The organism is Tardiphaga sp. GW822-FHT04G09, from assembly GCF_058800725.1.
The window spans coordinates 567,956-593,636 of sequence record NZ_JBXAMO010000001.1; the positions used below are offsets into that span (position 1 = coordinate 567,956).

At 61.8% G+C, this 25,681-nt stretch carries 23 protein-coding genes; 20 read left to right on the forward strand and 3 right to left on the reverse strand.

Annotated features, from left to right (window positions below; genetic code table 11):
* Positions 1 to 6 precede the first annotated feature (6 nt).
* The 17 genes from AC1RLZ_RS02710 (at position 7) to parC (ending at position 16,457) form a co-directional block, all read left to right on the forward strand.
* Positions 7 to 168 carry a hypothetical protein gene (locus AC1RLZ_RS02710; protein WP_493187358.1) on the forward strand — a complete coding sequence of 54 codons (162 nt, stop codon included), beginning with the start codon at positions 7 to 9 and terminating at the stop codon, positions 166 to 168.
* Positions 169 to 303: 135 nt separating this feature from the next.
* Positions 304 to 696, forward strand: a complete 393-nt coding sequence (gene rpoZ, locus AC1RLZ_RS02715) for a DNA-directed RNA polymerase subunit omega (RefSeq protein ID WP_068732476.1) — start codon at positions 304 to 306, stop codon at positions 694 to 696.
* 153 nt (positions 697 to 849) lie between these two features.
* The gene (locus tag AC1RLZ_RS02720; protein WP_493187359.1) at positions 850 to 3,171 is read left to right on the forward strand and encodes a RelA/SpoT family protein; all 2,322 of its coding nucleotides are present in this window, start codon (positions 850 to 852) and stop codon (positions 3,169 to 3,171) included.
* A gap of 31 nt (positions 3,172 to 3,202) precedes the next feature.
* A complete protein-coding gene (locus tag AC1RLZ_RS02725) occupies positions 3,203 to 3,967 on the forward strand; it encodes a pyridoxine 5'-phosphate synthase (protein ID WP_493187360.1) in 765 nt (254 codons plus the stop codon).
* The gene (gene acpS / locus AC1RLZ_RS02730) at positions 3,964 to 4,383 is read left to right on the forward strand and encodes a holo-ACP synthase (protein ID WP_371422743.1); all 420 of its coding nucleotides are present in this window, start codon (positions 3,964 to 3,966) and stop codon (positions 4,381 to 4,383) included. Before AC1RLZ_RS02725 ends, acpS begins: the two co-directional genes overlap by 4 nt.
* Before the next feature lie 307 nt (positions 4,384 to 4,690).
* Positions 4,691 to 5,449, forward strand: coding sequence for a signal peptidase I (gene lepB / locus AC1RLZ_RS02735; protein WP_371422742.1), 759 nt, complete (start codon positions 4,691 to 4,693; stop codon positions 5,447 to 5,449).
* Positions 5,446 to 6,267, forward strand: coding sequence for a ribonuclease III (gene rnc, locus AC1RLZ_RS02740; protein ID WP_371422793.1), 822 nt, complete (start codon positions 5,446 to 5,448; stop codon positions 6,265 to 6,267). Before lepB ends, rnc begins: the two co-directional genes overlap by 4 nt.
* Entirely contained in the window at positions 6,257 to 7,210 is a 954-nt protein-coding gene (gene era / locus AC1RLZ_RS02745) for a GTPase Era (protein WP_371422741.1), read from the forward strand. The genes rnc and era overlap by 11 nt, the downstream gene beginning before the upstream one ends.
* 33 nt (positions 7,211 to 7,243) lie before the next feature.
* Entirely contained in the window at positions 7,244 to 7,636 is a 393-nt protein-coding gene (locus AC1RLZ_RS02750; RefSeq protein ID WP_371422740.1) for a hypothetical protein, read from the forward strand.
* 978 nt (positions 7,637 to 8,614) lie between these two features.
* On the forward strand, positions 8,615 to 9,367 hold the full coding sequence (recO, locus tag AC1RLZ_RS02755; protein WP_371424957.1) for a DNA repair protein RecO: 753 nt from the start codon (positions 8,615 to 8,617) through the stop codon (positions 9,365 to 9,367).
* An 81-nt stretch (positions 9,368 to 9,448) separates the two neighbouring features.
* On the forward strand, positions 9,449 to 9,922 hold the full coding sequence (locus AC1RLZ_RS02760; protein ID WP_493187361.1) for a hypothetical protein: 474 nt from the start codon (positions 9,449 to 9,451) through the stop codon (positions 9,920 to 9,922).
* A gap of 164 nt (positions 9,923 to 10,086) precedes the next feature.
* Positions 10,087 to 10,293, forward strand: a complete 207-nt coding sequence (locus tag AC1RLZ_RS02765; protein WP_493187362.1) for a hypothetical protein — start codon at positions 10,087 to 10,089, stop codon at positions 10,291 to 10,293.
* 9 nt (positions 10,294 to 10,302) lie between these two features.
* A complete protein-coding gene (locus tag AC1RLZ_RS02770; RefSeq protein WP_493187363.1) occupies positions 10,303 to 11,766 on the forward strand; it encodes a TolC family protein in 1,464 nt (487 codons plus the stop codon).
* A 13-nt stretch (positions 11,767 to 11,779) separates the two neighbouring features.
* Positions 11,780 to 13,165 carry a multicopper oxidase family protein gene (locus AC1RLZ_RS02775; protein ID WP_493187364.1) on the forward strand — a complete coding sequence of 462 codons (1,386 nt, stop codon included), beginning with the start codon at positions 11,780 to 11,782 and terminating at the stop codon, positions 13,163 to 13,165.
* A gap of 50 nt (positions 13,166 to 13,215) precedes the next feature.
* The gene (locus AC1RLZ_RS02780; RefSeq protein WP_493187365.1) at positions 13,216 to 13,677 is read left to right on the forward strand and encodes a cupredoxin domain-containing protein; all 462 of its coding nucleotides are present in this window, start codon (positions 13,216 to 13,218) and stop codon (positions 13,675 to 13,677) included.
* 39 nt (positions 13,678 to 13,716) lie between these two features.
* Positions 13,717 to 14,019 (forward strand): copper-binding protein, encoded by a 303-nt coding sequence (locus AC1RLZ_RS02785; protein ID WP_493187366.1) that lies wholly within the window; start codon positions 13,717 to 13,719, stop codon positions 14,017 to 14,019.
* 179 nt (positions 14,020 to 14,198) lie between these two features.
* A complete protein-coding gene (gene parC, locus AC1RLZ_RS02790) occupies positions 14,199 to 16,457 on the forward strand; it encodes a DNA topoisomerase IV subunit A (RefSeq protein ID WP_371424951.1) in 2,259 nt (752 codons plus the stop codon).
* Positions 16,458 to 16,603: 146 nt separating this feature from the next.
* On the opposite strand, the gene AC1RLZ_RS02795 is transcribed toward parC, so the two are convergent.
* Positions 16,604 to 17,905 (reverse strand): hemolysin family protein, encoded by a 1,302-nt coding sequence (locus tag AC1RLZ_RS02795; RefSeq protein WP_493187367.1) that lies wholly within the window; start codon positions 17,903 to 17,905, stop codon positions 16,604 to 16,606.
* 124 nt (positions 17,906 to 18,029) lie between these two features.
* Positions 18,030 to 18,257 carry a hypothetical protein gene (locus AC1RLZ_RS02800; protein WP_493187368.1) on the reverse strand — a complete coding sequence of 76 codons (228 nt, stop codon included), beginning with the start codon at positions 18,255 to 18,257 and terminating at the stop codon, positions 18,030 to 18,032.
* Positions 18,258 to 18,693: 436 nt separating this feature from the next.
* Here AC1RLZ_RS02800 and AC1RLZ_RS02805 point away from each other — a divergent pair, with 436 nt between their 5' ends.
* From AC1RLZ_RS02805 to AC1RLZ_RS02815, 3 genes are read left to right on the forward strand one after another with little or no spacing between them, the layout of a single operon-like run.
* Positions 18,694 to 19,911 carry an efflux RND transporter periplasmic adaptor subunit gene (locus AC1RLZ_RS02805; RefSeq protein ID WP_493187527.1) on the forward strand — a complete coding sequence of 406 codons (1,218 nt, stop codon included), beginning with the start codon at positions 18,694 to 18,696 and terminating at the stop codon, positions 19,909 to 19,911.
* The gene (locus AC1RLZ_RS02810) at positions 19,908 to 23,075 is read left to right on the forward strand and encodes an efflux RND transporter permease subunit (RefSeq protein ID WP_493187369.1); all 3,168 of its coding nucleotides are present in this window, start codon (positions 19,908 to 19,910) and stop codon (positions 23,073 to 23,075) included. Before AC1RLZ_RS02805 ends, AC1RLZ_RS02810 begins: the two co-directional genes overlap by 4 nt.
* Before the next feature lie 51 nt (positions 23,076 to 23,126).
* Positions 23,127 to 24,389: an adenylate/guanylate cyclase domain-containing protein gene (locus AC1RLZ_RS02815; protein WP_493187370.1), complete on the forward strand. Its 1,263-nt coding sequence runs from the start codon at positions 23,127 to 23,129 to the stop codon at positions 24,387 to 24,389.
* On the opposite strand, the gene AC1RLZ_RS02820 is transcribed toward AC1RLZ_RS02815, so the two are convergent.
* Entirely contained in the window at positions 24,386 to 25,612 is a 1,227-nt protein-coding gene (locus AC1RLZ_RS02820; RefSeq protein ID WP_493187371.1) for a multidrug effflux MFS transporter, read from the reverse strand. The two genes, AC1RLZ_RS02815 and AC1RLZ_RS02820, sit on opposite strands and share 4 nt — an antisense overlap.
* Positions 25,613 to 25,681 lie beyond the last annotated feature (69 nt).

Below are 25,681 nucleotides of genomic sequence, written 5' to 3' on the forward strand. Positions count from 1 at the left end.
TCACATTTGTCGTCCGCTCTGCGTCGGATCGAGCTTATTGACGCCACGCAATCAGCTGGTCTGGAACTGCCCGAATATGCCGATCCATCTGCCCTTGCAATGAAGCCTTTTGGTGTCGAGATATTTGCTTCTGGCCCGATGGATGCCGCCGCTTCTGCGGCTTTTTGAGGGTACCATAGTGAGGCAGAAAACCAAGCCAAGAAGGGCCAATTCCAAATTGGTCCTTGCGGATGCCGCAAAGCCCCTATACCTACGGCACTTAATCATCATTATTCGGTCCCACAACAAACGGAGCGACATTTTATGGCGCGCGTAACCGTCGAAGATTGCATCGATAAGGTCGACAACCGGTTCGACCTGGTGTTGCTGGCAGCACACCGGGCGCGAATGATTTCGTCCGGTTCACAACTTACGATTGATCGCGACAACGACAAGAATCCCGTTGTTTCGCTGCGCGAAATCGCCGATCAGACCATCTCCCCGGAAGATCTCCGCGAAGAACTGGTCCATTCGCTGCAGAAGTTCGTCGAAGTCGATGAGCCCGAGCCGGATACGATTCCGCTGATCGGCTCTGCCGGCGCCAGCGTCGATGCCGACGATACCGAAGTGGCTGTCGAGCGCATGACCGAAGAAGAGCTGCTCAAGGGCCTCGAAGGCCTGGCTCCGCCGGAAGAGCAGCCCGAGGAAGACGAGTAAAACGGGACACACGGTTATTTGCTTAACCGTTTTGATCATCGGCTATCACAAAGGCCCGGACATGCGTCCGGGCCTTTGCTTTTGCAGTCCATTTCAGGGCAAACTTGAGATGAAGAATCCAGGTCGCTGCTGACCGGATCGAACGAGGCTAGGATGGCGACTTCGCGCCGTAATAAACGGCAGATGCAGGCTGCGAACGACACGGTCGCCGCGGTCTCGCCAGTTTCGCCTGAAGCCCAGTCCGCAGAGACGCCAATTCCGGCCAAGGTGCCGCGCACGTCCCGTGTCCGGATGATGCGGCAATATGATCTGGTGGACCGCGTCCGGGCCTATAACCCGAATACCGACGAGGACCTGCTCAACCGCGCCTATGTCTATGCCATGGTGGCCCATGGCGAGCAGACGCGGGCCTCGGGCGACCCGTATTTCTCCCATCCGCTGGAAGTGGCGGCGATCCTCACCGACCTCAAGCTCGACGACGCCACCATCGTGGCGGCGTTGCTGCACGACACGATCGAGGACACCGAGGCGACCCGGACTGAAATCGACAAGCTGTTCGGCGCCGAGATCGGCGCCCTGGTCGAGGGGCTGACCAAGCTGAAGCGGCTCGAACTGGTGTCGCGCGAGGCCAAGCAGGCCGAGAACCTGCGCAAGCTGCTGCTGGCGATCGCCGACGACGTCCGCGTCCTGTTGATCAAGCTTGCCGACCGTCTGCACAATATGCGGACGATGGAATTCATGCCGCCGGCCTCGCGCCGCCGCATCGCCGAGGAAACCCTCGACATCTATGCGCCGCTCGCCGGCCGCATGGGTATGCAGGCGATGCGCGAGGAGCTCGAGGAACTGTCGTTCAAGGTGCTCGATCCCGACGCCTATCTGGTGGTGATGCAGCGCCTGGACTCGTTGACCGAGCGCAATCAGAACCTCATCGACATGATCGAAAGCCATCTCTCCACGAAGCTGGAGAAGAACGGCATCACGGCGCGGGTCACCGGCCGGCGCAAGAAGCCGTTTTCGATCTGGACCAAGATGAAGCGCAAGTCGGTGGGCTTCGAGCAGTTGTCGGACATCTACGGCTTCCGCGTCGTGCTGAAGGACATGGAGGCGTGTTACCGCGCACTCGGGGTGGTGCATACCACCTGGCCCGTGGTGCCAGGCCGCTTCAAGGACTACATCTCGACGCCGAAGCAGAATGATTATCGCTCGATCCACACCACCGTGATCGGCCCCGGCAACCAGCGCGTCGAACTGCAGATCCGCACCGAGGACATGAACAGCATCGCCGAATACGGCATCGCGGCGCATGCCTTCTACAAGGACGGGATCGGCTCGCCGACCGAGATGCTCAAGCGCGAATCCAACGCGTTTTCGTGGCTGCGCCACACCATCGGCATTCTCTCGGAAAGCACCAATCCGGAAGAATTCCTCGAGCACACCAAGCTCGAACTGTTCCACGATCAGGTGTTCTGCTTCACCCCGAAGGGCAAGCTGATCGCGCTGCCGCGCAATGCCAATGTGGTCGACTTCGCCTATGCCGTGCATACCGACGTCGGCAACAGCGCGGTGGGTTGCAAGATCAACGGTAAATTCGCGCCGTTGTCGTCCGAACTGCAGAACGGCGACGAGGTCGAAGTGCTGACCTCGGCCGCACAGCAGGCGCCGCCGTCTGCATGGGAAGGTCTTGCGGTCACCGGCAAGGCGCGCGCCGCGATCCGCCGCGCCACGCGAACGGCGGTGCGTGATCAATATGCCAGCCTTGGCCGGCGTATCGTCGAGCGCCTGTTCGTGCGCGCCAAGATGGAATATTCGGACGACCAGCTGAAGGGCGCGCTGCCGCGTCTGGCGCGCACATCCATCGATGACGTGATGGCCTCGGTGGGGCGCGGTGAGCTCCGCGCCGCCGACGTCGCGCGTGCGATGTATCCCGACTACAAGGAAGAGCGCATCGGCCGCTTCTCGGCCAACAACAAGAAGTCCACGGCGGACAAGGTGAGGACGCCCGATGGCGCGGCGCGCTTCACCTCGATCATCTCGATCGGCGGCGTCAATTCCGACCTGCCGGTGAAGTTCGCGCCGAACGGTGGCGCCGTACCGGGCGACCGCATCGTCGGCATCGTCACGCCGGGCGAAGGCATCACGATCTATCCGATCCAGTCACCGGCCTTGAAAGACTTCGAGGAAGAGCCGGAGCGCTGGGTCGATGTGCGCTGGGATATCGATGAATCCTCGCCGCAGCGTTTTCCGGCGCGATTGTTCCTGCAAAATGTCAACGAGCCCGGCAGTCTGGCGCAGATCGCACAGGTGATCGCCGACCATGACGGCAATATCGACAATATCAGCATGCACCGCCGCTCGCCCGATTTCACCGAACAAACCATCGATCTCGGTGTCTACGACCTCAAGCATCTCAGCGCGATCATCAACCAGTTGCGCGCCAAGGCCGTTGTGGCGAAGGTCGAACGGGTCAATGGTTAGCGTCTCACCCTAGGTCTTCTGGAATTCCGTCATGTCCTCTTCCTCGCTGCGCCTCGGCGTCAACATCGATCACGTCGCGACCTTGCGCAATGCGCGGGGCGGCAAGCATCCCGATCCCGTCCGCGCGGCGCTGGAAGCCATTTCCGCAGGGGCCGATGGCATCACGGCGCATCTGCGTGAGGATCGTCGCCATATCCGCGACGCCGACATGGAGCGGTTGAGGGCGGAGATCTCCAAGCCGCTGAATTTCGAGATGGCGGCGACGCCGGACATGGTGCGGATTGCATTGTCGGTGAAGCCCCATGCGGTCTGTCTGGTGCCGGAGCGGCGCGAAGAACTGACCACCGAAGGCGGGCTCGATGTGGTCGGCCAGCGGGAATCGCTGGAGCCATCGATTGCGCGCTTCACAGAAGCCGGCGTGCGGGTGTCGCTGTTCATCGCGGCGGACCCGAAGCAGATCGAGATGGCGGCGCAGCTCAAGGCGCCGGTTATCGAATTGCACACGGGTGCCTGGTGCGATGCCATCACCGATGGCGATACGGCCAAGGCCACCCACGAGTGGCAGCGCATTGTTGCCGGCGCGAAGCTGGCGAAGTCCGCGGGGCTCGAAGTGCATGCAGGACACGGGCTCGACTATGCCACCGCGGAGGCGATCTCGGCGCTGCCCGAAATCATGGAGCTGAACATCGGCTACTATATGATCGGCGAGGCACTGTTTATCGGTCTGTCCGATACCGTGCGTCTGATGCGCGCGGCGATGGATCGCGGGCGGATGCAATCCAAGAGCGCCTCATGATCATCGGCATCGGCTCCGACCTGATCGATATCACGCGCGTCGCCAAGGTGATCGAACGCCACGGCGATCGCTTCCTCGATCGCATCTTCACCGAAGCCGAGCGGGCGAGGGCGCAGCGCCGCGCCAAGAGCGAGAAGATGGTGGTCGCGACCTATGCCAAGCGTTTTGCCGCCAAGGAGGCCATGTCCAAGGCCCTTGGCACCGGCATCCGGCAGGGGGTCTGGTGGCGGGATATGGGCGTCGTCAATTTGCCCGGGGGGAAGCCCTCCATGAAGCTCACCGGCGGGGCGCTGGCCCGTCTGCAGGCCCTGATACCGCCCGGCCACGAGGCCCAGATCGACCTGTCGATCACGGACGATTGGCCGCTGGCGCAGGCTTTCGTCATAATTTCGGCCGTCCCTTCGCCCAAATCCTGAGCCAAGTGTTGGGCCAAGTCCTGATGGCAGGCCGAGAGGCCGCCGGAGCGGCGAGACGACCGACCGGCACGCCGGACCGACGGGACATGGCGGCTTTTCGGGGCGGTTCATTGCACCGTTACCAACAACCGTTTAAACCAGCGACGACACCGAACAGACGCCAATTCTCGTTGATGCCGCTCGAGGCTTTTGCAAGACCTTGCCGTAACTGTATGAATTCAATGCATTTTGAGCGCCGGGCGTGACGCCGCGCGGTTCCGAAATGCGCTACCAGCCGCGCGGTGACGCTGCGGGAATCGGGAAAGCGATGAGCGTGACATCCGGGACTAAGACTGAAAGCGGCGTCGGCGAGACTATCCGTGTTGTCATCAACGCATTGCTGATCGCGCTGGTGATCCGGACCTTCCTGTTCCAGCCCTTCAACATCCCGTCTGGCTCCATGAAGGCCACGCTTCTGGTCGGCGATTACCTGTTCGTCTCGAAATATTCCTACGGCTACAGCCACTATTCGATCCCGCTCTCGCCGAATATCTTCTCCGGCCGCATCTTGGGTTCCGAGCCGTCGCGCGGTGACGTCGTGGTATTCCGTCTGCCGAAGGACGACTCCACCGACTACATCAAGCGCGTGATCGGGCTGCCCGGCGACCGTGTCCAGATGAAAGAGGGGCTCCTCTACATCAACGAGAAGCCGGTGCAGCGCGAACGCATGAGCGATTTCGTCGGCGAGGATCCGTGCGGCTCCGACGCCACGGCGCGGGTGAAACGCTGGAAGGAAACGCTGCCGAACGGCGTCACCTATGAGACGCTCGATTGCGTCGACAATGGATTCTACGACAACACCAATGTCTACACCGTGCCGCCCGGTAATTTCTTCATGATGGGCGACAACCGCGACAATTCGACGGACAGCCGCGTGCTGTCGGCCGTCGGCTATGTGCCGTTCGAGAATCTCGTCGGTCGCGCGCAAATGATCTTCTTCTCGATCGCCGAGGGCGAACACGCATGGCAGATCTGGCGCTGGCCGACCGCCGTACGCTGGAATCGAATTTTTTCTATCGTGCGATGACCGACGACTCCAGAAATCCCATCGAGACCGCGCCGAAGACCGACGAACCTAGCTCGACGACCGAGGCTGCGCCGGAGACGGCTGCTGCCCGGAAGAAGAAGGCACGCGCAGCGGCGAAGGTCGCCGCAGCCGAGATCGAAACGCGTATCGGCCACAGCTTCAAGGATCCCCTGCTGCTGGCGACAGCCTTCACCCATGTGTCGGCCCTGAAGTCGCAACGCAGCCGGACCGAGAGCTATCAGCGCCTCGAATTTCTCGGCGACCACGTGCTCGGGCTCGTGGTCTCCGACATGCTGTTTCGCGCCTTCCCGAATGCGGATGAAGGCGAGTTGTCGAAGCGGCTTGCCGACCTCGTGCGCAAGGAAGCGTGCGCCGATGTGGCGCGGTTGCTTGGCCTTCTCGAGGGCATCAAGCTTGGCACGGTCGGCGCGGGTGCCGGTCAGCGGTTGCGCAAGTCTGTGCTCGGCGATATCTGCGAAGCCGTGATCGGCGCGATCTTTCTCGATGGCGGCTATCCGGCCGCGGAAAGCTTCGTGCAGCGTAACTGGACCGAGCGCATGCGCAAGCCGGTGCGTCCGCTGCGCGATCCCAAGACGGTGCTGCAGGAATGGGCCCAGGGCCGTGGCCTGCCGACACCTGCCTATCGCGAGGTCGAACGCTCCGGTCCGCACCACGATCCGCATTTCAGGATCGAGGTGGATGTGAAGGGTTTTGCGCCTGCCGAGGGCGAGGGCGGCAGCAAGCGCGCCGCCGAGAAAGCCGCGGCGCAGGCGATGATTGCGCGTGAAGGCGTCAGCAGTGGCGGCAATGAAGGATGATGTCGTGAACGATGCTGAACCAGACCATGAGTCCGAAGGAACACCTGCCGAGACCCGCTGCGGCTTCGTCGCACTGATCGGCGCGCCCAATGTCGGCAAGTCGACGCTGGTCAATGCGCTGGTCGGCTCCAAGGTCACCATCGTCTCGCGCAAGGTGCAGACCACCCGTGCGCTGATCCGCGGCATCGTGATCGAGAACCACGCCCAGATCATTCTGGTCGATACGCCCGGCATCTTCCTGCCCAAACGACGACTCGACCGCGCGATGGTCAAGACGGCGTGGAGCGGCGCGCATGATGCCGACGTCGTCTGCGTGCTGCTCGATGCCAAGGCGGGCATCAACGAAGAGGCCGACGCGATCTTCAACCAGCTTGCATCAGTCAATCACCCGAAGATCCTCGTGATCAACAAGGTCGATATCGTCTCGAAGGAGAAGCTGCTCAAGCTGGCGCAGATGGCCAACGAGCGCATGAAGTTCGAAGAGACCTTCATGATCTCGGCGATGACCGGCGACGGCGTCGATGACCTGCGCCGCAGGCTCGCGGCCGACGTGCCCGCCGGGCCGTATCATTATCCCGAAGACCAGATGTCGGATGCGCCGATGCGGCATCTCGCAGCGGAAATCACCCGCGAGAAGATCTTCCGCCAGTTGCATCAGGAATTGCCGTATCAGTCGACGGTGGAGACCGACAGCTGGACCGAGCGCAAGGACCATTCCGTGCGCATCGAGCAGACGATTTTCGTCGAGCGCGACAGCCAGCGCAAGATTGTGCTCGGCAAGGGCGGCGCCACCATCAAATCGATCGGCGCTGATGCGCGCAGGGAAATCACCGAGATCGTCGGGCATCCCGTGCATCTGTTCCTGTTCGTGAAGGTGCGCGAGAACTGGGGCGACGATCCCAATCGTTATCGCGAAATGGGCCTCGAATTTCCTCACGAGTAGTCGAGGAGCGATGATGGAAGTGCAGCCGACACGATGACCGCTCCCGCCGACCTTCCGAAGAACGTCTTCTATTTCGAAGTGCTGCTCTACACGTCGCTGATCCTCGACGCGCTGTCGATCGCGTTCCAGGATCGCACGCCGGACCTCACAATGTCCGACAGCACCATCATGGCGGCGAACCTCGTCGCCGCCGGCATGTTGTTGTTCTTCGTCTGGCTGGTCTGGTTCGCAGCCTATCGCCGCAAGAGCTGGCCGCGCTGGGTGCTGACCGTGTCGCTGGCCTTCTCGGTACTGTCGCTGTTCCAGGTGCTCGGCGTCTACGGGCTGCAGTTCGACAGCGCGATCGAGATCGTGTCCTGCATCCTGACCGGGCTCGGACTATATTGCGCCTTCACCGGAGACGCGCAGGACTGGTTCAAGGCATAGGCGACCACAGGCGTCTCGCAAGATGATCGCGCAGCTTGCTTGGCCTTCGATTACATTTCAAACATTTTTTCCTATATGTATTGACAACATCCCCATCTTGATTATTTTCCCTCTCGTCCTGCCCCACCGAGAGGGGCGATCGCGATCGTCACGATTGCGGGGCGGGAGGCGGTGGACGCCGGAGATGCGGCGTCACGGGATGTGTGGGTAACGGCTGTCTGCGGGCAGGCCGCATCGCCTGTGGTCAGGATACCACTGGGACAGGCGGGACGGTTTGCTGGCGGATGGAACGAGCCCGCAGATCAAGTGACGGACGACCAGATTCGAAACGCGTCCGGCCCAGTAGCTGCGCTCCCCCGGCCCTGTCGCGCAGGGCCAAACAAGGGTGACCTTGATCGGTCGCCTGGGCAAGCATTCAGCAAGCCGACAAAACACCGCAGGCGGAACGTCGGGCACTGGCCCGTGCTTTCCGAAAGTCCTGATGCATACCCTTGCGGAAGACCGCATCGGCATCAGGCCCAGGGGTGCATCGGGCACCCGGCGTTCCGCACGCCCTCTCACAAGGGGGCGGGAATGCAAGAGACGACGGCGCCCCCGCGCCGCAAACAACAGGGGCGATCACGCATGTCTGAAGGGCACGTGTTGTCTGAAGCAGTGGCTGTTTGACAGTTGAATCCGATGAGGCCGTAGGATGGGTAGAGTGCAGGCGCGCTTGCGCCGGAGCGAAACCCATCATTCACGCGCACGAAAGCGATGGGTTTCGCTGCGCTCTACCCATCCTACGCTGCGCACCGTCATGCCGTTAACGCAGAAACAAGTCCGGCCATGACGACCGAGAGCGTTACGCATGCTCGTAGGATGGGGTGAGCGCAGGCGCATCTTGCGCCGGAGCGAAACCCACCAACTGCACGAAGAAAGCGATGGGTTTCGCTGCGCTCACCCCATCCTATCTTTCGCGTTTTCCTGTATAATCCCGTCATGGAATGGACGGACGAAGGCATCATTCTCGGTGTGCGACGACATGGCGAATCCAGCGCCATCGTCGAACTGCTGACGCGCAGCCATGGCCGCCATCTCGGCCTGGTGCGCGGTGGTGCGGGGTCAAAGATGCGGCCGCTGCTGCAGCCCGGCAATAGCGTGCAGGCGATATGGCGGGCGCGGCTGGATGAGCAGCTCGGCTATTACCTGATGGAAGGCACGCTGATGCGCGCCGCGACGCTGCTGGGCTCGTCCCATGCGGTCTATGGCATCACCCATCTCGCCTCGCTGGCGCGGTTGCTGCCGGAGCGCGATCCGCATGAGGACATCTACGAGATGCTGGAGCGCATTCTGGATGATTTCGATGGCGTGAGCGAGGCCGCCATCCATATGATCAGGTTCGAACTGGCGATGCTCACCGAACTCGGCTTCGGCCTCGATCTGGAAAACTGCGCGGCGACCGGCGCCACCACGGACCTGATCTACGTGTCACCTAAATCCGGTGGCGCAGTGTCACGGCAGGCCGGCGAGCCGTGGCGCGACCGCTTGATGCGGTTGCCGCCATTCCTGCGCGACAGTGAGGACGGCCAGAACAGCTGGTCCGATCGCGATCTGCAGGACGGTTTCGATCTGACCGGCCGCTTCCTGCTGCGCAATGTGCTGGAGCCGCGTGGGCAGCGCCATTCCGACGCCCGCGAGGGGTTCATCAATGCGGTGACGCGGCATCTGGCACGGATCACATCTCCGTCCTGAGTCGAGTTCGACATTGGCGAGTGGCGGATTCGCGTCTATGGTCCGTGCATTGATGGGTTGATAGGAAGATATCGCGTCCGGATGCTGGTTCGTCTGACCAGAGTGAATAGGCTGAGAGCAGGGTGGTTCGTCGCCCTGGTCTATCTGTTGTGCGTGCTCGCGCCGACGATCTCCTTTGCATTGCCGGGACAGTACCCGGTTGCGCCGTGCCTGACCGGCGAAAGCCATATGACCGGCATGGTGCATGTTAACAGCAGCACGTCTGCGCACATGCATGGCGACGGTCACGCGCATGATCATTCCGTCGCGCACGCATCAGCCGCACACGCCGCTATCGATCACGCATCGATCGCGATCGACGATACATCCGGCCCGCACAAGGTCCCGCACTCACCGAGCGGTCCTTGCTGCGGCCTGATGTGCGTTTCCGCGCTGCCGGCGACGCTGACTGACATCGTGACCCCTGCGGTGCCGACGGCGCTCCGTGTCGCCGAAGGCTATCGCGCGGTCGCCGACAGCGCACCCGCCCGGCTCTACCGCCCTCCCATTTCCTGACCTGATCGTATCGACGCGGCATCGCGCCCGTTAAGGGCACGCGCGCCTGTGATTCATCGTCATGTCAGGAAAATAACATGCTTGCGCAGCTTGGGGCGAAGCTCGCCGCCGTTTGTTCGGTGGCCGGGAAACTATGTGATATCAGATCAGGAATATTCGCGGCGATGACCGCTGCTGGGATGGCGCTCGGTGGCTGCATCCCAACGACCATGCCCTTGGCTGGCGCCGATCCGGCAGATCCCGGCGCCAGGGTCGCTGGTGTCGGCTATCGCTCCACGGTGGCTCCTTACAACAGCCTTCGGCCGGTTGCTCCGTCATCATGGCGCGAGCAGAACGACCGTGTCGCTCCCAAGCCGAAGTCCGGCCAGTAGGAGCACGCGATGTTCAACAGGGATCACAAATCGCTCACGCGAGTGCACCGACCCGGCTCAAGGCCTGTCGCGGGCATCACACTCCTGTCGATGCTGCTGCTGGCGGGATGTGCATCGTTCTCGCCTGATGGCGGCATGGGTGTCGTCGCCGGCGTCGCAAGCGAGACCATCAACAAGGACGTGATGGCGATCCGGACGCCGGATGACGCACAGCGTGCCGATGCGACCGTCAAGGCTCTGCTGCGGCGGCCGCTGACAGTCGACAGCGCGGTCCAGACCGCGCTGCTCGGCAATCGCGGCCTGCAGGCTGCGTATAACGAGCTGGCTCTGGCCGAGACAGACCTGGTCGGCGACAGCCTGCCGCCCAATCCGACATTCTCGATCTCGCGCATTTCCGGCAACGGCGCGCTGGAAATCGAGCGGCAGGTGGTCGGCGATATTCTTGCGCTGGCAACGCTGCCGTTCCGCTCGGAAATCGCCCGCCAGCGTTTCCAGAGGGCGCAACTGCGCGCGGCAGAAGAAACGCTGCGGCTCGCAGCCGATGTTCGACGCGCCTATTACAGGGCGGTGGCCGCCAACGAGCTTGTCGGCCTTCTGACCGATGCCAAGTCGACGGCCGAGTCCACCGCGCAGCTTGCGCTGAAGCTGGGCGAGACCGGGTCGCTGAACAAACTCGATCAGGCCCGCGAGCAGGTATTCTACGCGGAGACGACGGCCGATCTGGCGACGCTGCGTCAGGATGCGGCAAGTTCGCGCGAGGGCTTGATCCGTCTGCTCGGTCTCTGGGACGGCGACATCAGCATCAGACTGCCGCAGAAGCTTCCGGTGTTGCCGCGCCAGCCGCTGTCGCTGCCGGGGATCGAGGTCGATGCCGTGGCACACCGCATCGACCTGCAGGTTGCACGTATCGAACTGGCCGCACTGGCCCGGTCACTCAACCTGACCGAGGCCACTCGCTTCGTCACGCTGCTCGATGTTGCCGGCATTGACAGCAAGAAGCGCGAACCCGGGGGGCCTCCGTTCCGCGAGCGCGGCTTCGACATCCAGTTTCAGATTCCGCTCTTCGATGGTGGTGAAGTCCGCGTCCGGCAGGCGTCAGAGACCTACAATCAGGCCTTCAACCTGTTGACCGAGAAGGCCGTGAACGTTCGCTCGGAAGCGCGCGATGCTTTCAGGGTCTATCGCTCAACCTACGACATCGCCGGTCACTACCAGCGCGAGGTGTTGCCGCTGCGCAAGATCATCTCGGAGGAGATGCAACTGCGCTTCAGCAGCATGCAGGTCGATGTATTCGCGCTGCTCACCGAGGCCCGCCAACGGATCGCGGCGCTGCGCGCGGCCATTGAAGCCAAACGCAATTTCTGGCTCGCGCAGTCCGCGCTGCAGACTGCGATCAATGGCGGCGGCCGCGGCGAACCATCCGAAACAAGAACCGCGACGGCCGCTCAGGCGTCGAGCGGAGGAGGGCACTGAAATGGAGAAAACCATGTTGTCCCGACGAAATTTTCTCGGCACCGCCACGGCGCTCGCCAGCGCGGCTGCGGTCACCGGCCGCGTGCAAGCGGCGAATATTCCCGAAGCGCCGATGATGGACAAGGTAACGATGCAGCCGCCCCTGCATCCGCCGAGCGGGCCCGACTACAATCCGGTGGTCACGCTCAACGGCTGGACCTTGCCGTGGCGGATGAATGGGGACTGGAAGGAGTTCCATCTGGTCGCCGAGCCGGTCGAACGCGAATTTGCCGACGGCATGAAAGCCTATCTCTGGGGCTACAACGGCCAGTCGCCGGGCCCGACAATCGAAACCGTCGAAGGCGACAAGGTTCGTATCTTCGTTACCAACAAGCTGCCGGAACATACCACCGTGCATTGGCACGGCGTGATCCTGCCGAGCGGCATGGACGGCGTCGGCGGCCTGAGCCAGCCGCATATCAAGCCGGGCAAGACCTTCGTCTACGAATTCGAGATGAAGCACAGCGGCACCTTCATGTATCACCCGCATTCGGACGAGATGGTCCAGATGGCGATGGGCATGATGGGGATGATGGTCGTGCATCCCCGCGACAACAGCTTCCGGCCCGTCGATCGCGATTTCGTCTTCATCATGAGCAGCTATCTCATCGATCCCGGCACCTATCTGCCGAAGGTCAACGAGATGACCGACTTCAATATGTGGGCATGGAATAGCCGCGTCTTTCCCGGCATCGATCCGTTGCCGGTTAGGCTTGGCGATCGCGTGCGGATACGGGTCGGCAATCTCACGATGACCAATCATCCGATCCATCTGCACGGCCACAAGTTCGCCGTCAGTTGTACGGACGGCGGCTGGGTGCCCGACAGCGGGCAATGGCCGGAAGTCACGGCCGACGTGCCGGTGGGCGCGATCCGCGCATTTGATTTTGTCGCCGACAATCCCGGCGACTGGGCGTTCCACTGCCACAAGTCGCACCACACCATGAATGCGATGGGCCACGACGTCCGAAACCTGATCGGTGTCTCCAAAAAGGATCTGGCGAAGGCCGTCGGCAAGCTCGCACCGGATGCGATGGTGATGGGATCCACCGGCGGTGCCATGGGCGAGATGGAGATGCCGGCGCCGGATAACACGCTGCCGATGATGACGGGATCAGGTCAGTTCGGTCCGATCGAGATGGGCGGCATGTTCAGCATCATGAAGGTGCGGGAGGGGCTCGCGCGCGACGATTACCGCGATCCCGGTCCTTACGATTTCCCGAAGGGCACCGTGGCCTATGAGATCGAGACACCGCAGAGCGAAGCTCCACGACAGACCGGCGTGAAGGATAAAGCCATCAAAGACCACGGGTCGAAGCCGATGGGCATGAAGAAGGGCATGAAAATGAAGGGAATGTAGGGGCAGGGACCGCTCATCGTCATCAGACAACAAGCAACATGGAAACTGAAATGAACAACACCCGGAAATACATCAGCCGCGCCGTCATGCTGGCCGCGATGGCTTATTCGGCTGCTGCGGCGGCCCATGACAAGCATGGAGTATATTCGGCCGGCGAACCCGGCGATCCCAGGAAGCCGGCGCGGGAGATCGTCGTCAGCATGAACGAGATGGACTATTCGCCTGCTGTCATCGAGGTCAAGCGCGGCGAGCAGATTCGCTTCATCATCCGTAACATAGGGACTGAAGCACATGAGTTCCTGCTGGCGACCACGACAGAAAATCTGAAGCATGGGGAAGCGATGAAGAAAAATCCCGATATGGAGCATGACGAGCCCAATGGCCTGCGTCTTGCCGCCAAGAAGTCCGGGGAAATTCTGTGGAAATTCTCGAAGGCAGGGACGTTCGAATATTCGTGCCTGATCCCGACGCATCGTGAGTTGGGGATGACCGGCAAGGTCATCGTGAAATAGCCCGATGCAACAGCTCAATCTCAAGCAAAGGACTGCACCATGAAGACCAATGGATTTGTCGCGCTTGTCGCGTTTGTTGCGATCTTGATGTTCAGCGTCGCGGGTTACGCGCAGGACGCTGCGGCACGCGGAGAAGTGAAGAAGATCAACGAAGCGGCAGGCAAGATCACGCTGAAGCACGGCCCGATCAAGAGCCTCGATATGGACGAGGGCATGACCATGGTGTTTCGCGTCAAGGACCCGGCGATGCTGAAATCGGTCAAGGTCGGCGACAAGGTCAAATTCGATGCCGGCCGCATCGATGGCCAGATCGTGGTGACCTCCATCCAGAAATCCAGATAGCGCCGGCCGAGGGCGTCCCGGCGGAGCCTGGAACCGCGATCGATCGGATCGCCTGATGGTTGACGCAACGATATGGGGGCCCCTCTCGACGCGAGGGCACCCCCATATCCGCGGAACTTGATCGCTGGCTTCCGATTCATTTCTTGCCCGATTCGTCGGGAGGCGCTAACCCCTCCGCCATGGGAAAAAGACTGATTCCGCCGGAGCCGGCTGAAATTCACGAAGTGCAGCTGCGGGACGCGCTCGAGGAGCGCTATCTCGCTTACGCGCTCTCCACGATCATGCACCGGGCGTTGCCGGATGCGCGGGACGGCCTGAAGCCGGTTCACCGCCGCATCCTCTATGGCATGCGCCTCTTGCGGCTCGATCCGGGCACGCCGTTCAAGAAGTCCGCCAAGATCGTCGGCGACGTGATGGGCTCGTTCCATCCGCATGGCGACCAGTCGATCTATGACGCGCTGGTGCGCCTCGCGCAGGATTTCTCGTCGCGCTACCCGCTGGTCGACGGCCAGGGCAATTTCGGCAATATCGACGGCGATAGTGCGGCTGCCTATCGTTACACCGAAGCCCGCATGACCGATGTCGCGCGGCTGCTGCTCGAAGGCATCGACGAAGACGCGGTCGAGCTGCGCCCGAATTACGACGGCCAGACCAAAGAGCCCGCCGTGCTGCCGGGCGGCTTCCCGAACCTGCTGGCCAATGGCGCGCAGGGCATCGCGGTCGGCATGGCCACCTCGATCCCGCCGCATAACGTCGCCGAACTTTGCGACGCCGCGCTGCATCTGATCGACAAGCCCGACGCCAAATCGAAATCCTTGATGCGCTGGGTGAAGGGGCCTGACTTCCCGACCGGCGGCATCATCGTCGATTCCAAGGAAAGCATCGCCGAAGCCTATATGACCGGACGCGGCTCGTTCCGCACCCGCGCCAAGTGGCATGTGGAAGAGGGCGCCAGGGGCGCCTGGAATGTCGTCGTCACCGAGATTCCGTGGCTGGTGCAGAAGTCGCGGCTGATCGAGAAGATCGCCGAGCTCCTGAACGACAAGAAGCTGCCGCTGATCGGCGATATCCGCGATGAGTCTGCTGAAGACATTCGCGTGGTCATCGAGCCGAAGACGCGCAATGTCGACGCCGGTCTGGTGATGGAGTCGCTGTTCAAGCTCACCGAGCTCGAGAGCAAGATTCCGCTGAATCTCAACGTGTTGGTCAAGGGCCGCATCCCCAAGGTACTCGGCCTTGCCGAATGCCTGCGCGAATGGCTCGACCATCTGCGCGACGTGCTGCTGCGGCGCTCCAATTATCGCAAGGGCCAGATCGAGCACCGCCTGGAAGTGCTCGGCGGTTACCTGATCGCCTATCTCAATATCGATGAAGTCATCCGGATCATTCGCACCGAGGATGAGCCGAAGCCGGCCTTGATGAAGGCGTTCAGCCTCACCGAATTGCAGGCCGAGTCCATCCTGAACATGCGGTTGCGCAGCTTGCGCAAGCTCGAAGAGTTCGAGATCAGGAAAGAAGACAAGGAGCTCCGCGCGGAGCTCAAGGGCATCAACGCGATCCTGAAGTCCGAAACCGAGCAGTGGGCCAAGGTCGGCGAGCAGGTCCGCAAGGTGCGCGACATCTTCGGGCCGAAGACGCCGCTCGGCAAACGCCGCACGGTGTTTGCTGACGCGCCGGAGCATGATCTCGCTGCCCTCGAAGAGTCGCTGGTCGAGCGCGAACCTGTGACCGTCGTGATTTCCGAAAAGGGCTGGGTTCGTACGCTGAAGGGCCAGGTCGCAGATCTCTCCAACCTGACCTTCAAGACCGACGACAAGCTCGACAAGGCGTTCTTCGCCGAAACCACCTCGAAGCTGATGCTGCTGGCCACCAATGGCCGGTTCTATTCGCTCGACGTGTCGAAGCTGCCGGGCGGTCGCGGTCATGGTGAGCCGATCCGGCTGTTCATCGACATGGAAGGCGACGCCGCCATCGTCTCGATGTTCGTGCATAAGGGCGGTCGCAAGTTCCTGATCGCCAGCCATGACGGGCAGGGCTTCCTCGTGAACGAGGATGATTGCGTCGGCACCACCCGCAAGGGCAAGCAGGTGCTGAATGTCGAGATGCCGAACGAGGCGCGGGCGCTGACGGTGGTCGGCGAGGGCAGCGATCAGGTCGCGGTCATCGGCACCAACCACAAGATGGTGATCTTCCCGCTCGATCAGGTGCCGGAAATGGCGCGTGGCCGCGGCGTACGCTTGCAGAAATACACCAGCGCAGGTCTGTCAGACGTCGCCACTTTCGTGGCCAAGGAAGGCCTGACCTGGAAGGACTCGTCCGACCGCGAGCATCGCCTGACCTGGAAGGAACTGGCCGACTGGCGCGGCAATCGTGCCGATGCCGGCCGTCTCGCGACCGGCCTGCCGAAATCGAACAAGTTCGGCCGGGTGATCGAGTAACGATCAACTCGCCAGTCGTAGGATGGGTAGCGCGTCTTCGCGAAACCATTGCTTTGTTATCCACGGGCGATGGGTTTCGCTTCGCTCCACCCATCCTACGACCTGGAAATATCGTCACTGGTAGCCCGGATGGCCGGGCCACAAATTCATCCCAGCGCTTCTTCCTTGATGCGGCTGGCCAGCACCTTGTCGATGCGGCGGCCGTCGAGGTCCATGACCTCGAACCGCCAGGCATGCGAGATGACCTCGTCGCCGACCTCGGGGATCTTGCCGAATTCCTGCAATAGAAACCCGGCGAATGTCTGATAGGGGCGCGACTGCGCGGGCAGTTCGATGCCGAGCAATGCTGCGAATTCCACCGCAGGCATCCAGCCGGAGATGAGGTAGGAGCCGTCCTCGCGCTTGTGGAAGGCGACCTCGGCCGGGCCTTCCTCGGTGTGAAAGGCGCCGACGATCGACTCCAGAATATCTGCTGACGTCACCACGCCCTGGAACACGCCATATTCGTCATGCACGAGGCCGATATGGAATGGCGAGTCACGCAGGATCGCCACCACGTCGCGCGCATCGACCGTGTCGGGAATGACCGGCGCCTCGCGCACCAGCGCGCGGATATCCGGCGTCTTGCCGCTCAAATACACATCGAGCAGATCCTTGGCCTGAACGATGCCGATGGCGGAATCGCCATCGCCGTCGAACACCGCAAAACGCGAATGCGAGCTGCCCGCGAGTTCGGCCTGGATGGTCTCGATGGGATCGGCAAGATCGATCATCGCCACTTCATGGCGCGGTGTCATGACGGCGCCGACGGGCAGGTCGCCGAGGCGCATCACGCCTGCGATCATTTCCTTCTCGCCGGGCTCCAATACGCCGGCGGTTTCCGCTTCGGTCACGAGCGTACGGATTTCGTCCTCGCTGACTTTCTCCTCCGCCTCGCCGCGCTGGCCCAGCAAAAACAGGATCGCCTTGCCGGAGCGGTCGAGCAGCCACACCAGTGGCAGCGAGATTTTCGCGAGCAGCACCATTGCCGGCGCAACGCGCACGGCCACGGCCTCGGGATCGCGCAGCGCGATCTGCTTCGGCACGAGTTCGCCGATGATCAGCGAGGCGTAAGTAATGATCGAGACGACGATGCCGACGCCGAGTGTATCCGCGAGGCCCCTTGATACGCCAAGATCAAGCAACAATGCCGTGAGACGCTGACCCAGCGTTGCACCGGAGAAGGCGCCGGACAACACGCCGATCAGCGTGATGCCGATCTGCACGGTGGAGAGGAACTTGCCGGGATCGGAGGCCAGCGCCAGTGCGCGGCGAGAGCCTGTCACACCTTTTTCGACCAAGGCGGCGAGGCGGGCAGGGCGGGCAGATACGATCGCCAGCTCGGACATTGCGAGCAGGCCATTGACAACGATCAGGACCGCAACGATCCCGAGTTCGAGAGATAACACACTTGATCCTTCGAGCTAATGGACGTGCATCCTACCATGTCTGCCCGCTTTCGGCCATCGCGGCGTGTTCCAAAGCGCAACTGCGGCAGGTGTTCGCGTTTTCAGACCAAACGCGTCATGACACCTACTCGAACTGAGCGCGACAAAGTGGGCTGAGCTTGCTGATGTTCTGCTTCATGCAAGCGGTGATGCGATTCACGTTGGGGATGTAGTCGCGGCAGAATTTCATGGCATCGGCACGACAGGCACGACGTTGCTCAAGCGTGCCCGCGGCTTGTGACTGGTCCGGGATTGCAACAAGGATGGTGACCGTAACACTTGCCGCCGCAATTAGAGTGGGCATTTTGAACATCTTGGTGCCTTTCGTCGAATGATTGAACAGATCCCGCCGGATAGCATGGATAGTTCGGCATTGCATGTATAGTTCGACACTGGATGATGCAGGTCAAGAATGTAGGCGTTTGCAGGCAACCCGGCGTCGATGGAATGCGGAACCTGACAGAGCATGGATGCGATCACGAGATGGTGGTGAGCAAGTACAGGTCATCCGAAACGCGAAGACGTGCTGCGCCGCGGAGGAATAGCAGTCGTTCTGCCCCCGGCTGAGCGATTTAACAAAACCTCCGAATGTAACCAGCTCGTGACGCTCCATTGATCTGCAACTAATTGCTGAGATGGGCGAGTGGGCTTGTCATTCCGCGTTGCAGGATTATTTTGCTTGATGTCGAATTGATATAGCGCATGATGGTGGCGGCATCGGCAGTTGCTGCGGGGGCGTGGTCTTGAAGATTTCAATCACTTTGTCTCGATCACATGGCGGTGAACGGAGCCTGCTGGCGCGTTTGGCGAGTGCAGCACCCGTCATTGCGGTTCTGCTCCTCGCCGGCTGTGGAAAGAAGGAAGAGGCTGCAGCACCTCCGCCACCACCGGTCACGGTCGCCAATCCCACCAAGAAAGTCACGACCGACTGGGATGAATTCACTGGTCGCTTCGATGCTGTCGAACAGGTGCAGGTGCGCGCTCGTGTGACAGGCTTCGTCACCAAGGTCGCCTTCACCGATGGCGCTGTCGTCAAAACGGGCGACCTGCTCTATGAGATCGATCCGCGCCAGTATCAGGCTGCGGCGGAGCAGGCGCAGGGCCAGCTCGACGATGCCAAGGCCAAGGTCGTACTGGCGGAGAAGGAGCTGGAGCGCGCCACCACGCTGATCAAGACCGACGCGATCTCCGAGAATATCGTCGATCAGCGCAATCAGGCGTTGGCTGCGGCACAGGCGGCGACCTTGCAGGCCGAAGGTGCGCTCAAGCAAGCGCAGCTCAATGTCGAATATACTAGGGTGGTTGCGCCGATCGATGGTCGCGTCAGCCGCCATCTCGTCACCGTCGGTAACCTCGTGCAGGGCAGCGAGAGCGGGGCCACGCTGCTGACCTCGATCGTGTCGCTGAGTCCGATCTATGTCTATTTCGATACCGACGAAGCGACTTATGTCCGCAACAGCAAGCTCTGGTTCGAGGGCAAGCGACCGAGTTCGCGCGATACGCCGAACCCCGTGGAAATCACCCTGGTCGGTGAGACCAAGCCGTCGCACGAAGGCAAGATGAACTTTCTCGACAACCGGCTCGACGTCGGCACCGGCACGCTGCGTGGCCGCGCTATTGTCGAAAACAAGGATCTCTCCATCCTGCCGGGCCAGTTCGCCCGCGTGCGGATCATCGCCAGCGGCGAATATGAAGCGCTGTTGATTCCTGATGCTGCCGTGGCAAATGACCAATCGCGCAAGATCGTGATGGTGGTGAAAGCCGATGACACGGTCGAAGCGCGGCCTGTGACACTCGGTCCGCTGGACGGCGGATTGCGGGTGATCAGGGAAGGGCTCAAGCCTGACGACCGTGTCATTGTCGACGGGCTGCAGCGCGCCCGTATTGGTGCCAAGGTTTCGCCGAAGATGGCGGCCGCCACGCCCGCACCAGCCCAAACTCCCGCAAATGCCGGCGCCAAGCCATGAACCTCGGCAGTCTCTCCATTAACCGGCCTATCCTTGCGATGGTCTTGTCCATCGTGATGCTCATTGTCGGTGCGCTCGCTTACACGACCTTGCCGGTGGCGGAATATCCGCAGGTGGCTCCGCCCACCGTGGTCATTACCACGCAATATCCCGGCGCCTCGGCGCAGACGGTGTCAGAGACCGTGGCGACGCCGATCGAGCAGGAGATCAACGGTGTCGAGGACATGCTGTACATGTACAGCCAGGCCACCTCGAACGGCCAGTTGAACATCACTGTGACCTTCAAGCTCGGCACCGATTTGGACAAGGCGCAGGTTCTGGTGCAGAATCGCGTCGCCATCGCGCAGCCGCGGCTGCCGGAAGAGGTGCAGCGCGTCGGCGTCGTGACCCGCAAGAACAGCCCGGACCTGCTGCTCGTGGTGTTCATGCTGTCGCCGGATGACACTTACGACCAGCTTTATATCTCCAACTATGCGCTACGTCAGGTTCGCGACCAATTGCTGCGGCTCGATGGCGTTGGCGATATCACGATCTTCGGCGCGCGCGATTATTCGATGAGGTTGTGGCTCGATCCCGACAAGATCGGCATCCTTGGCATGACTGCCGGCGAAGTGATTGCCGCAGTACGCGCGCAGAACCTGCAGATCGCTGGCGGCCAGATCGCTGAGCCGCCCATATCGGATCGTGCCTTCTCGCCCAATCTCACCTTTACGGGTCGTCTGAAGGATATCGGGCAATTCGAGAACATTGTCATCAAGGCTGGCGCCGATGGCCGCACTGTGCGGCTGCGCGACGTCGCGCGCATCGAGTTGGGTGCGTTATCCTACACGACCAACAGCTTCCTGTTGCAGAAGCCGGCCATCGGCCTCGCGGTGTCGCAGCGGCCGGGATCGAACGCGCTCGGCACCGCCAAGGGCGTCGCCGATACGATGGCGCAGTTGAAGAAGGATTTTCCGAAGGGGCTTGAATACAACATCGGCTACAATCCGACCGAGTTCATCGCGCAATCGGTCAGTGAGCTGATCAAGACCATCTATGAGGCGATGATCCTGGTGGTGATCGTCGTGCTGGTGTTCCTGCAAGGCTGGCGCCCTGCGATCATTCCTATCCTGGCGATTCCGGTATCCCTGATCGGCACCTTCGCGATCATGGCGGCGCTCGGATTCTCCATCAACAACCTCACTTTGTTCGGGCTGGTGCTCGCGGTCGGCATTGTGGTCGACGATGCCATCGTCGTGGTCGAGAATGTCGAGCGGCATCTGGCTGAAGGCAAGAGCCGGCGCGATGCGGCGCTGCTCACCATGCAGGAGGTCGGCGGCGCGCTGGTGTCGATCGCGCTGGTGCTGTGCGCGGTGTTCGTACCCACGGCCTTCATCGGCGGCATTTCCGGGCAGTTCTTCCAGCAATTCGCCATTACCATTGCAGTCGCCACGGCGATTTCGTGCTTCTGCTCGCTAACATTGTCGCCGGCGCTGGCGTCATTGATCCTCGAGCCACACCACGAGAAGAAGCCGCCGGCGAGCTGGAACGTTCTCAGCAGGGTGTGGGGCGCATTTACCGCTGCCTTCAATCGCGGCTTTGACAAACTCTCGCACAGCTATGGCGACGCCGCGGGCTTCGTCATCAGGCACTCCAAATTGATGCTGCTGGTCTATGCCGTGCTGATCGGCTCGGCCGGCTGGCTGCTCTATACCACGCCGCAGGGATTTATTCCCGCGCAGGATCGCGGTTACGTTATTGTCGTCGTCCAATTGCCGGGCGCGTCATCGTTGACCCGAACCACGGAAATTGTCCGCGAGATCGAACGCATTTCCCTGGGGGTGCCCGGCGTTGTGCGCGTACCGTCCTTCGCCGGCTTCAACGGAGCGACCCGCACGCAGGCAATTAACGCGGCAGCGCTGTTCCCGGTGTTTGATGAAGCGGAAGCCCGCGCCAAGAAGGGCATCACCGCGAACGGGATCACCGCCGAGTTGCGCAAGCGCCTGTCAGTCATCGAAGGCGCTGTCGTCATCGTGGTGCCGCCGCCTGCCGTGCCCGGCATCGGAACCGGCGGCGGTTTTGCCATGCGCATTCTCGACAATCAGGGCAGGGGTCCGGACCTGCTGGCGGCAGCGACCGACGAACTGGTCAGCGCGGCGCGCAAGGCGCCCGGCCTTACGGCCGTATTCTCGCCGTTCTCCGCCAACACGCCGCAGGTGTTCGTCGAGGTCGATCGCCAGAAGGCGCAGATGCTCCATGTGCCCGTACAGAATGTCACGGACGCCATCGAGATTTATTTCGGCTCGTCCTATGTCAATGACTTCAACATCCTCGGCCGCACCTATCGTGTCACCGCGCAGGCCGATCTGCCGTTCCGCAAGGAAACTGCAGATCTCGCGCGCCTGCAGACCCGCAACACCGACGGCAATATGGTGCTGCTCGGCAGCGTCGTGAATTTCCATGACACTGCAGGGCCGGATCGCGTGCCGCGCTACAATCTTTATCCGGCAGCTGAATTGCAGGGCGACACCCTTCCCGGCACCAGTTCGGCTACCGCGCTCGCCACCATGAAGAAGTTGGCCGACGAAACGTTGCCGAGCGGCTTCACCTTCGAGTGGACCGATCTTTCGTATCAGCAGGTGGTCGGCGGCAATTCAGGGCTCTACGTGTTCCCGATCTGCGTGCTGTTCGTATTCCTGGTGCTGGCCGCGCAATATGGCAGCTGGACGCTGCCCTTTGCGGTGATCCTGATCGTGCCGATGTGCCTGCTCGCGGCCACCATTGGTGTGCGCATCATGGGACAGGACATCAACATCCTGACCCAGATCGGCTTCGTCGTGCTGGTGGGACTGGCCGCGAAGAATGCGATCCTGATCGTCGAGTTCGCCCGTGACATCGAGCAGGAGGGCCGCGATCAGCTCGAAGCCGTGATCGAGGCCTGTCGGCTGCGTATCCGCCCGATCCTGATGACGTCCTTTGCCTTCATTCTCGGCGTGCTACCGCTTGTGATATCGTCGGGCTCAGGCTCGGAGATGCGCCAGGCGGTGGGCGTCGCGGTGTTTTTCGGGATGATCGGCGTCACGATCTTCGGCCTCGTTTTCACGCCGGTCTTCTACATCCTGATCCGGCGCCTGTTCCCGGGCTCCGTCGAGATCCACGCCAAGGGGCAAAGCGCGCATGTTTAAAGCGCCGCAGGATGGGTTTCGCAAAAGCTCAACCCATCCTACAAGTGTCTCATGGAAACTGCCGCACGCATTGAACTGATGAACTGGCTGGTCGGCGAGGGTCTGACCGGCCTTCCGGAAAACGACCTGATCCGCGGCTTCTGCGAGCGCTGCCGTGCCGGCGGCATCGAAGTATCCCGTGGCCTCGTCTTCATTGACACGCTGCATCCGATCTTCGAGGGTCGCGGCTTCCGCTGGAACGACACGGCCAGCAATGAGAGCGACGTGTTCGAATACGGCTCGACCGAGATCGGCGAGGCTGCCGCGAACTGGCGACGATCGGTGTTCTTCCACATGCTGGAAGAGGGGCACGAGGAATTGCGGCTCGATCTGCACGCGCCCGGGATCGCCGACCGCTTCTCGATGGTCGGCAGCTTGCAGGAAGGCGGTCACCGCCACGGCGCCGTGTTCGTCCACAAGTTCGGCGAGAATGGCTCGATGGGGCAGATGGATTGCCTCTATTCGTATTGGGCCACGCGCCATGAGGACGGGTTCGACGAGCGCCAGATGTCGGCGCTGCGCGAACTGGTGCCGATGCTCGGTCTCGCCATCAAGTCGGCAGCGCAGATGGAGATCGCGCGCACGCTGGGCCGCGTCTATCTCGGCCGCGATGCCGCCGAACAGGTTCTGCGCGGCAAAATCGCGCGGGGCGTCACCGAGCGTATCAATGCGGTGTTGTGGTTTTCCGACCTGCGCAACTCCACGGGGATCAGCGAGGCGATCGGACCGGACGAGATTATCCCGTTCCTTAATGACTATGCCGAAGCCTCGATCGCTGCGATCCATGACGTCGGCGGCGACGTGCTCAAACTTATCGGCGACGGTATTCTGGCGATGTTTACCGGCGACGACATGGTGAAGGCGAAGCGCAACGCCTTGCGCGCCGAACATCAGTTCCGCAAGAATATGGCCAAGCTGAATGCGAAACGATTGGCCGCGAACCGGCCGGTAACGACTGCCTATGTCGGACTGCATGAGGGCGAAGTATTCTACGGCAATATCGGCAGTGACGAGCGGCTCGATTTCACTGTGGTCGGCCCGTCAGTCAACGAGGTGAGCCGCATCGCATCCATGTGCTCGTCGGTCGATAGGCCGCTGTTGACCTCGTCGGCATTTCAGACCGGGCTTGACGCGGCCGGCCGCAAGTATCTGGTCTCCACTGGCCGCTACGCCTTGCGTGGCATCGGCCGCGCGCAGGACCTCTACACGCTGGATCCCGAGATCGACAGCGACGAGGTCGTACGTGGCGGCTACGAGCGCTATCTGGCCCGTTAGGCGACCGCAGTGGTTTGCTGGCGCATCGCGTAAAGTACGATAGCGATCAGGCAGGCCGCACCGAGAACGATGCCGAGTGCCAATGCCGCCTGCGGCACGATAGTGGCCGACAGGGATACGCCGATCGCCGCCCCCATCATCTGCCAGAAGCCGAGCAGTGCGGAGGCGGCGCCGGCATGGGTGCCGAATGGCGACAGCGCCTGCGCCGTGCCGAGCGGATTGACCACGCCCATGCCCAGCAGGAACACGCAGGTCGCGGCGATGAAGGTGACGACGTTGCCATGGAAATAGGCGGTCGCGAGCACTGCAATGCTGCCGATGAACGCGATTAGCAATCCATAGCGAATGGCCCGATCCAGTCCGAAGCGGGGGGCGAGGCGGGCGGCCAGCATGCCGGAGCCGAACACAACCAGCACGGTGCCCGCAAAGAACAGCCCGAGCGCAATCGGTGTGAAGCCGTAACCCTCAATGAGAACGCGAGGTGCTGCGGAGAAGATCGAGAATAGTCCGCCCATGATCAGGCCAACTGTAGCGGCTGGGATCAGGAAGTGGCGGTTCACAGAAAGTTTGAGATAGGTTGCGCTGACAGCGAGCGGATTGAGCGGGATACGCGTCGTATTGTGGGTTTCACCGAGCACCAGGATATAACTGAGAGCCGACAACACCGCGAAAGCGCCGACGAAAACAAATTCTGAGCGCCATCCGAAAAAATAATCGAGCCCGCCGCCGAGCAGCGGAGAGAAGCCGGGAGCTGCGGCCTGCGCGATCATCACCAGGGTGAGTGCGCGTGCCAGCGCTGCACCGCTGAACAGGTCGCGGGCGATCGCGCGCGAGAGAACCGAGGTCGAACAGGCGCCAGCGGCCTGGATCGCGCGGCCGATCAGCAGCGAAGGAAGGTCAGTCGAGACGCCGCACCAGATGCTGCCGATGATGAAGACAGCGAAACCGGCCAGCACCGGCATGCGCCGTCCGTAACGGTCGGAGATCGGCCCGACCAGCAATTGCCCAAGCGCGAAGACGAGCAAGAACACCGTGATCGATGCTGTGACCGCGGGCGTCGTCACCTTCAGCGAGGTCGCCATCTGCGGCAGCGAGGGCAGCAAGATGTTAGTCGCCAGGGTGCCCATCGAGGCCAGCCCCGCGAGGACGGCGATCTGCAGCGCGGTGGAGGATGCTTCCTGCGGGGAGGTGTCTGCCACGGTGTCAGCGGTACGGTCAGTCATGCGATGGCCCTCATTTTATAAATGAGGTACATCATATAAAGAGAACTGCAAAGAGCGGAGCAGTCATGC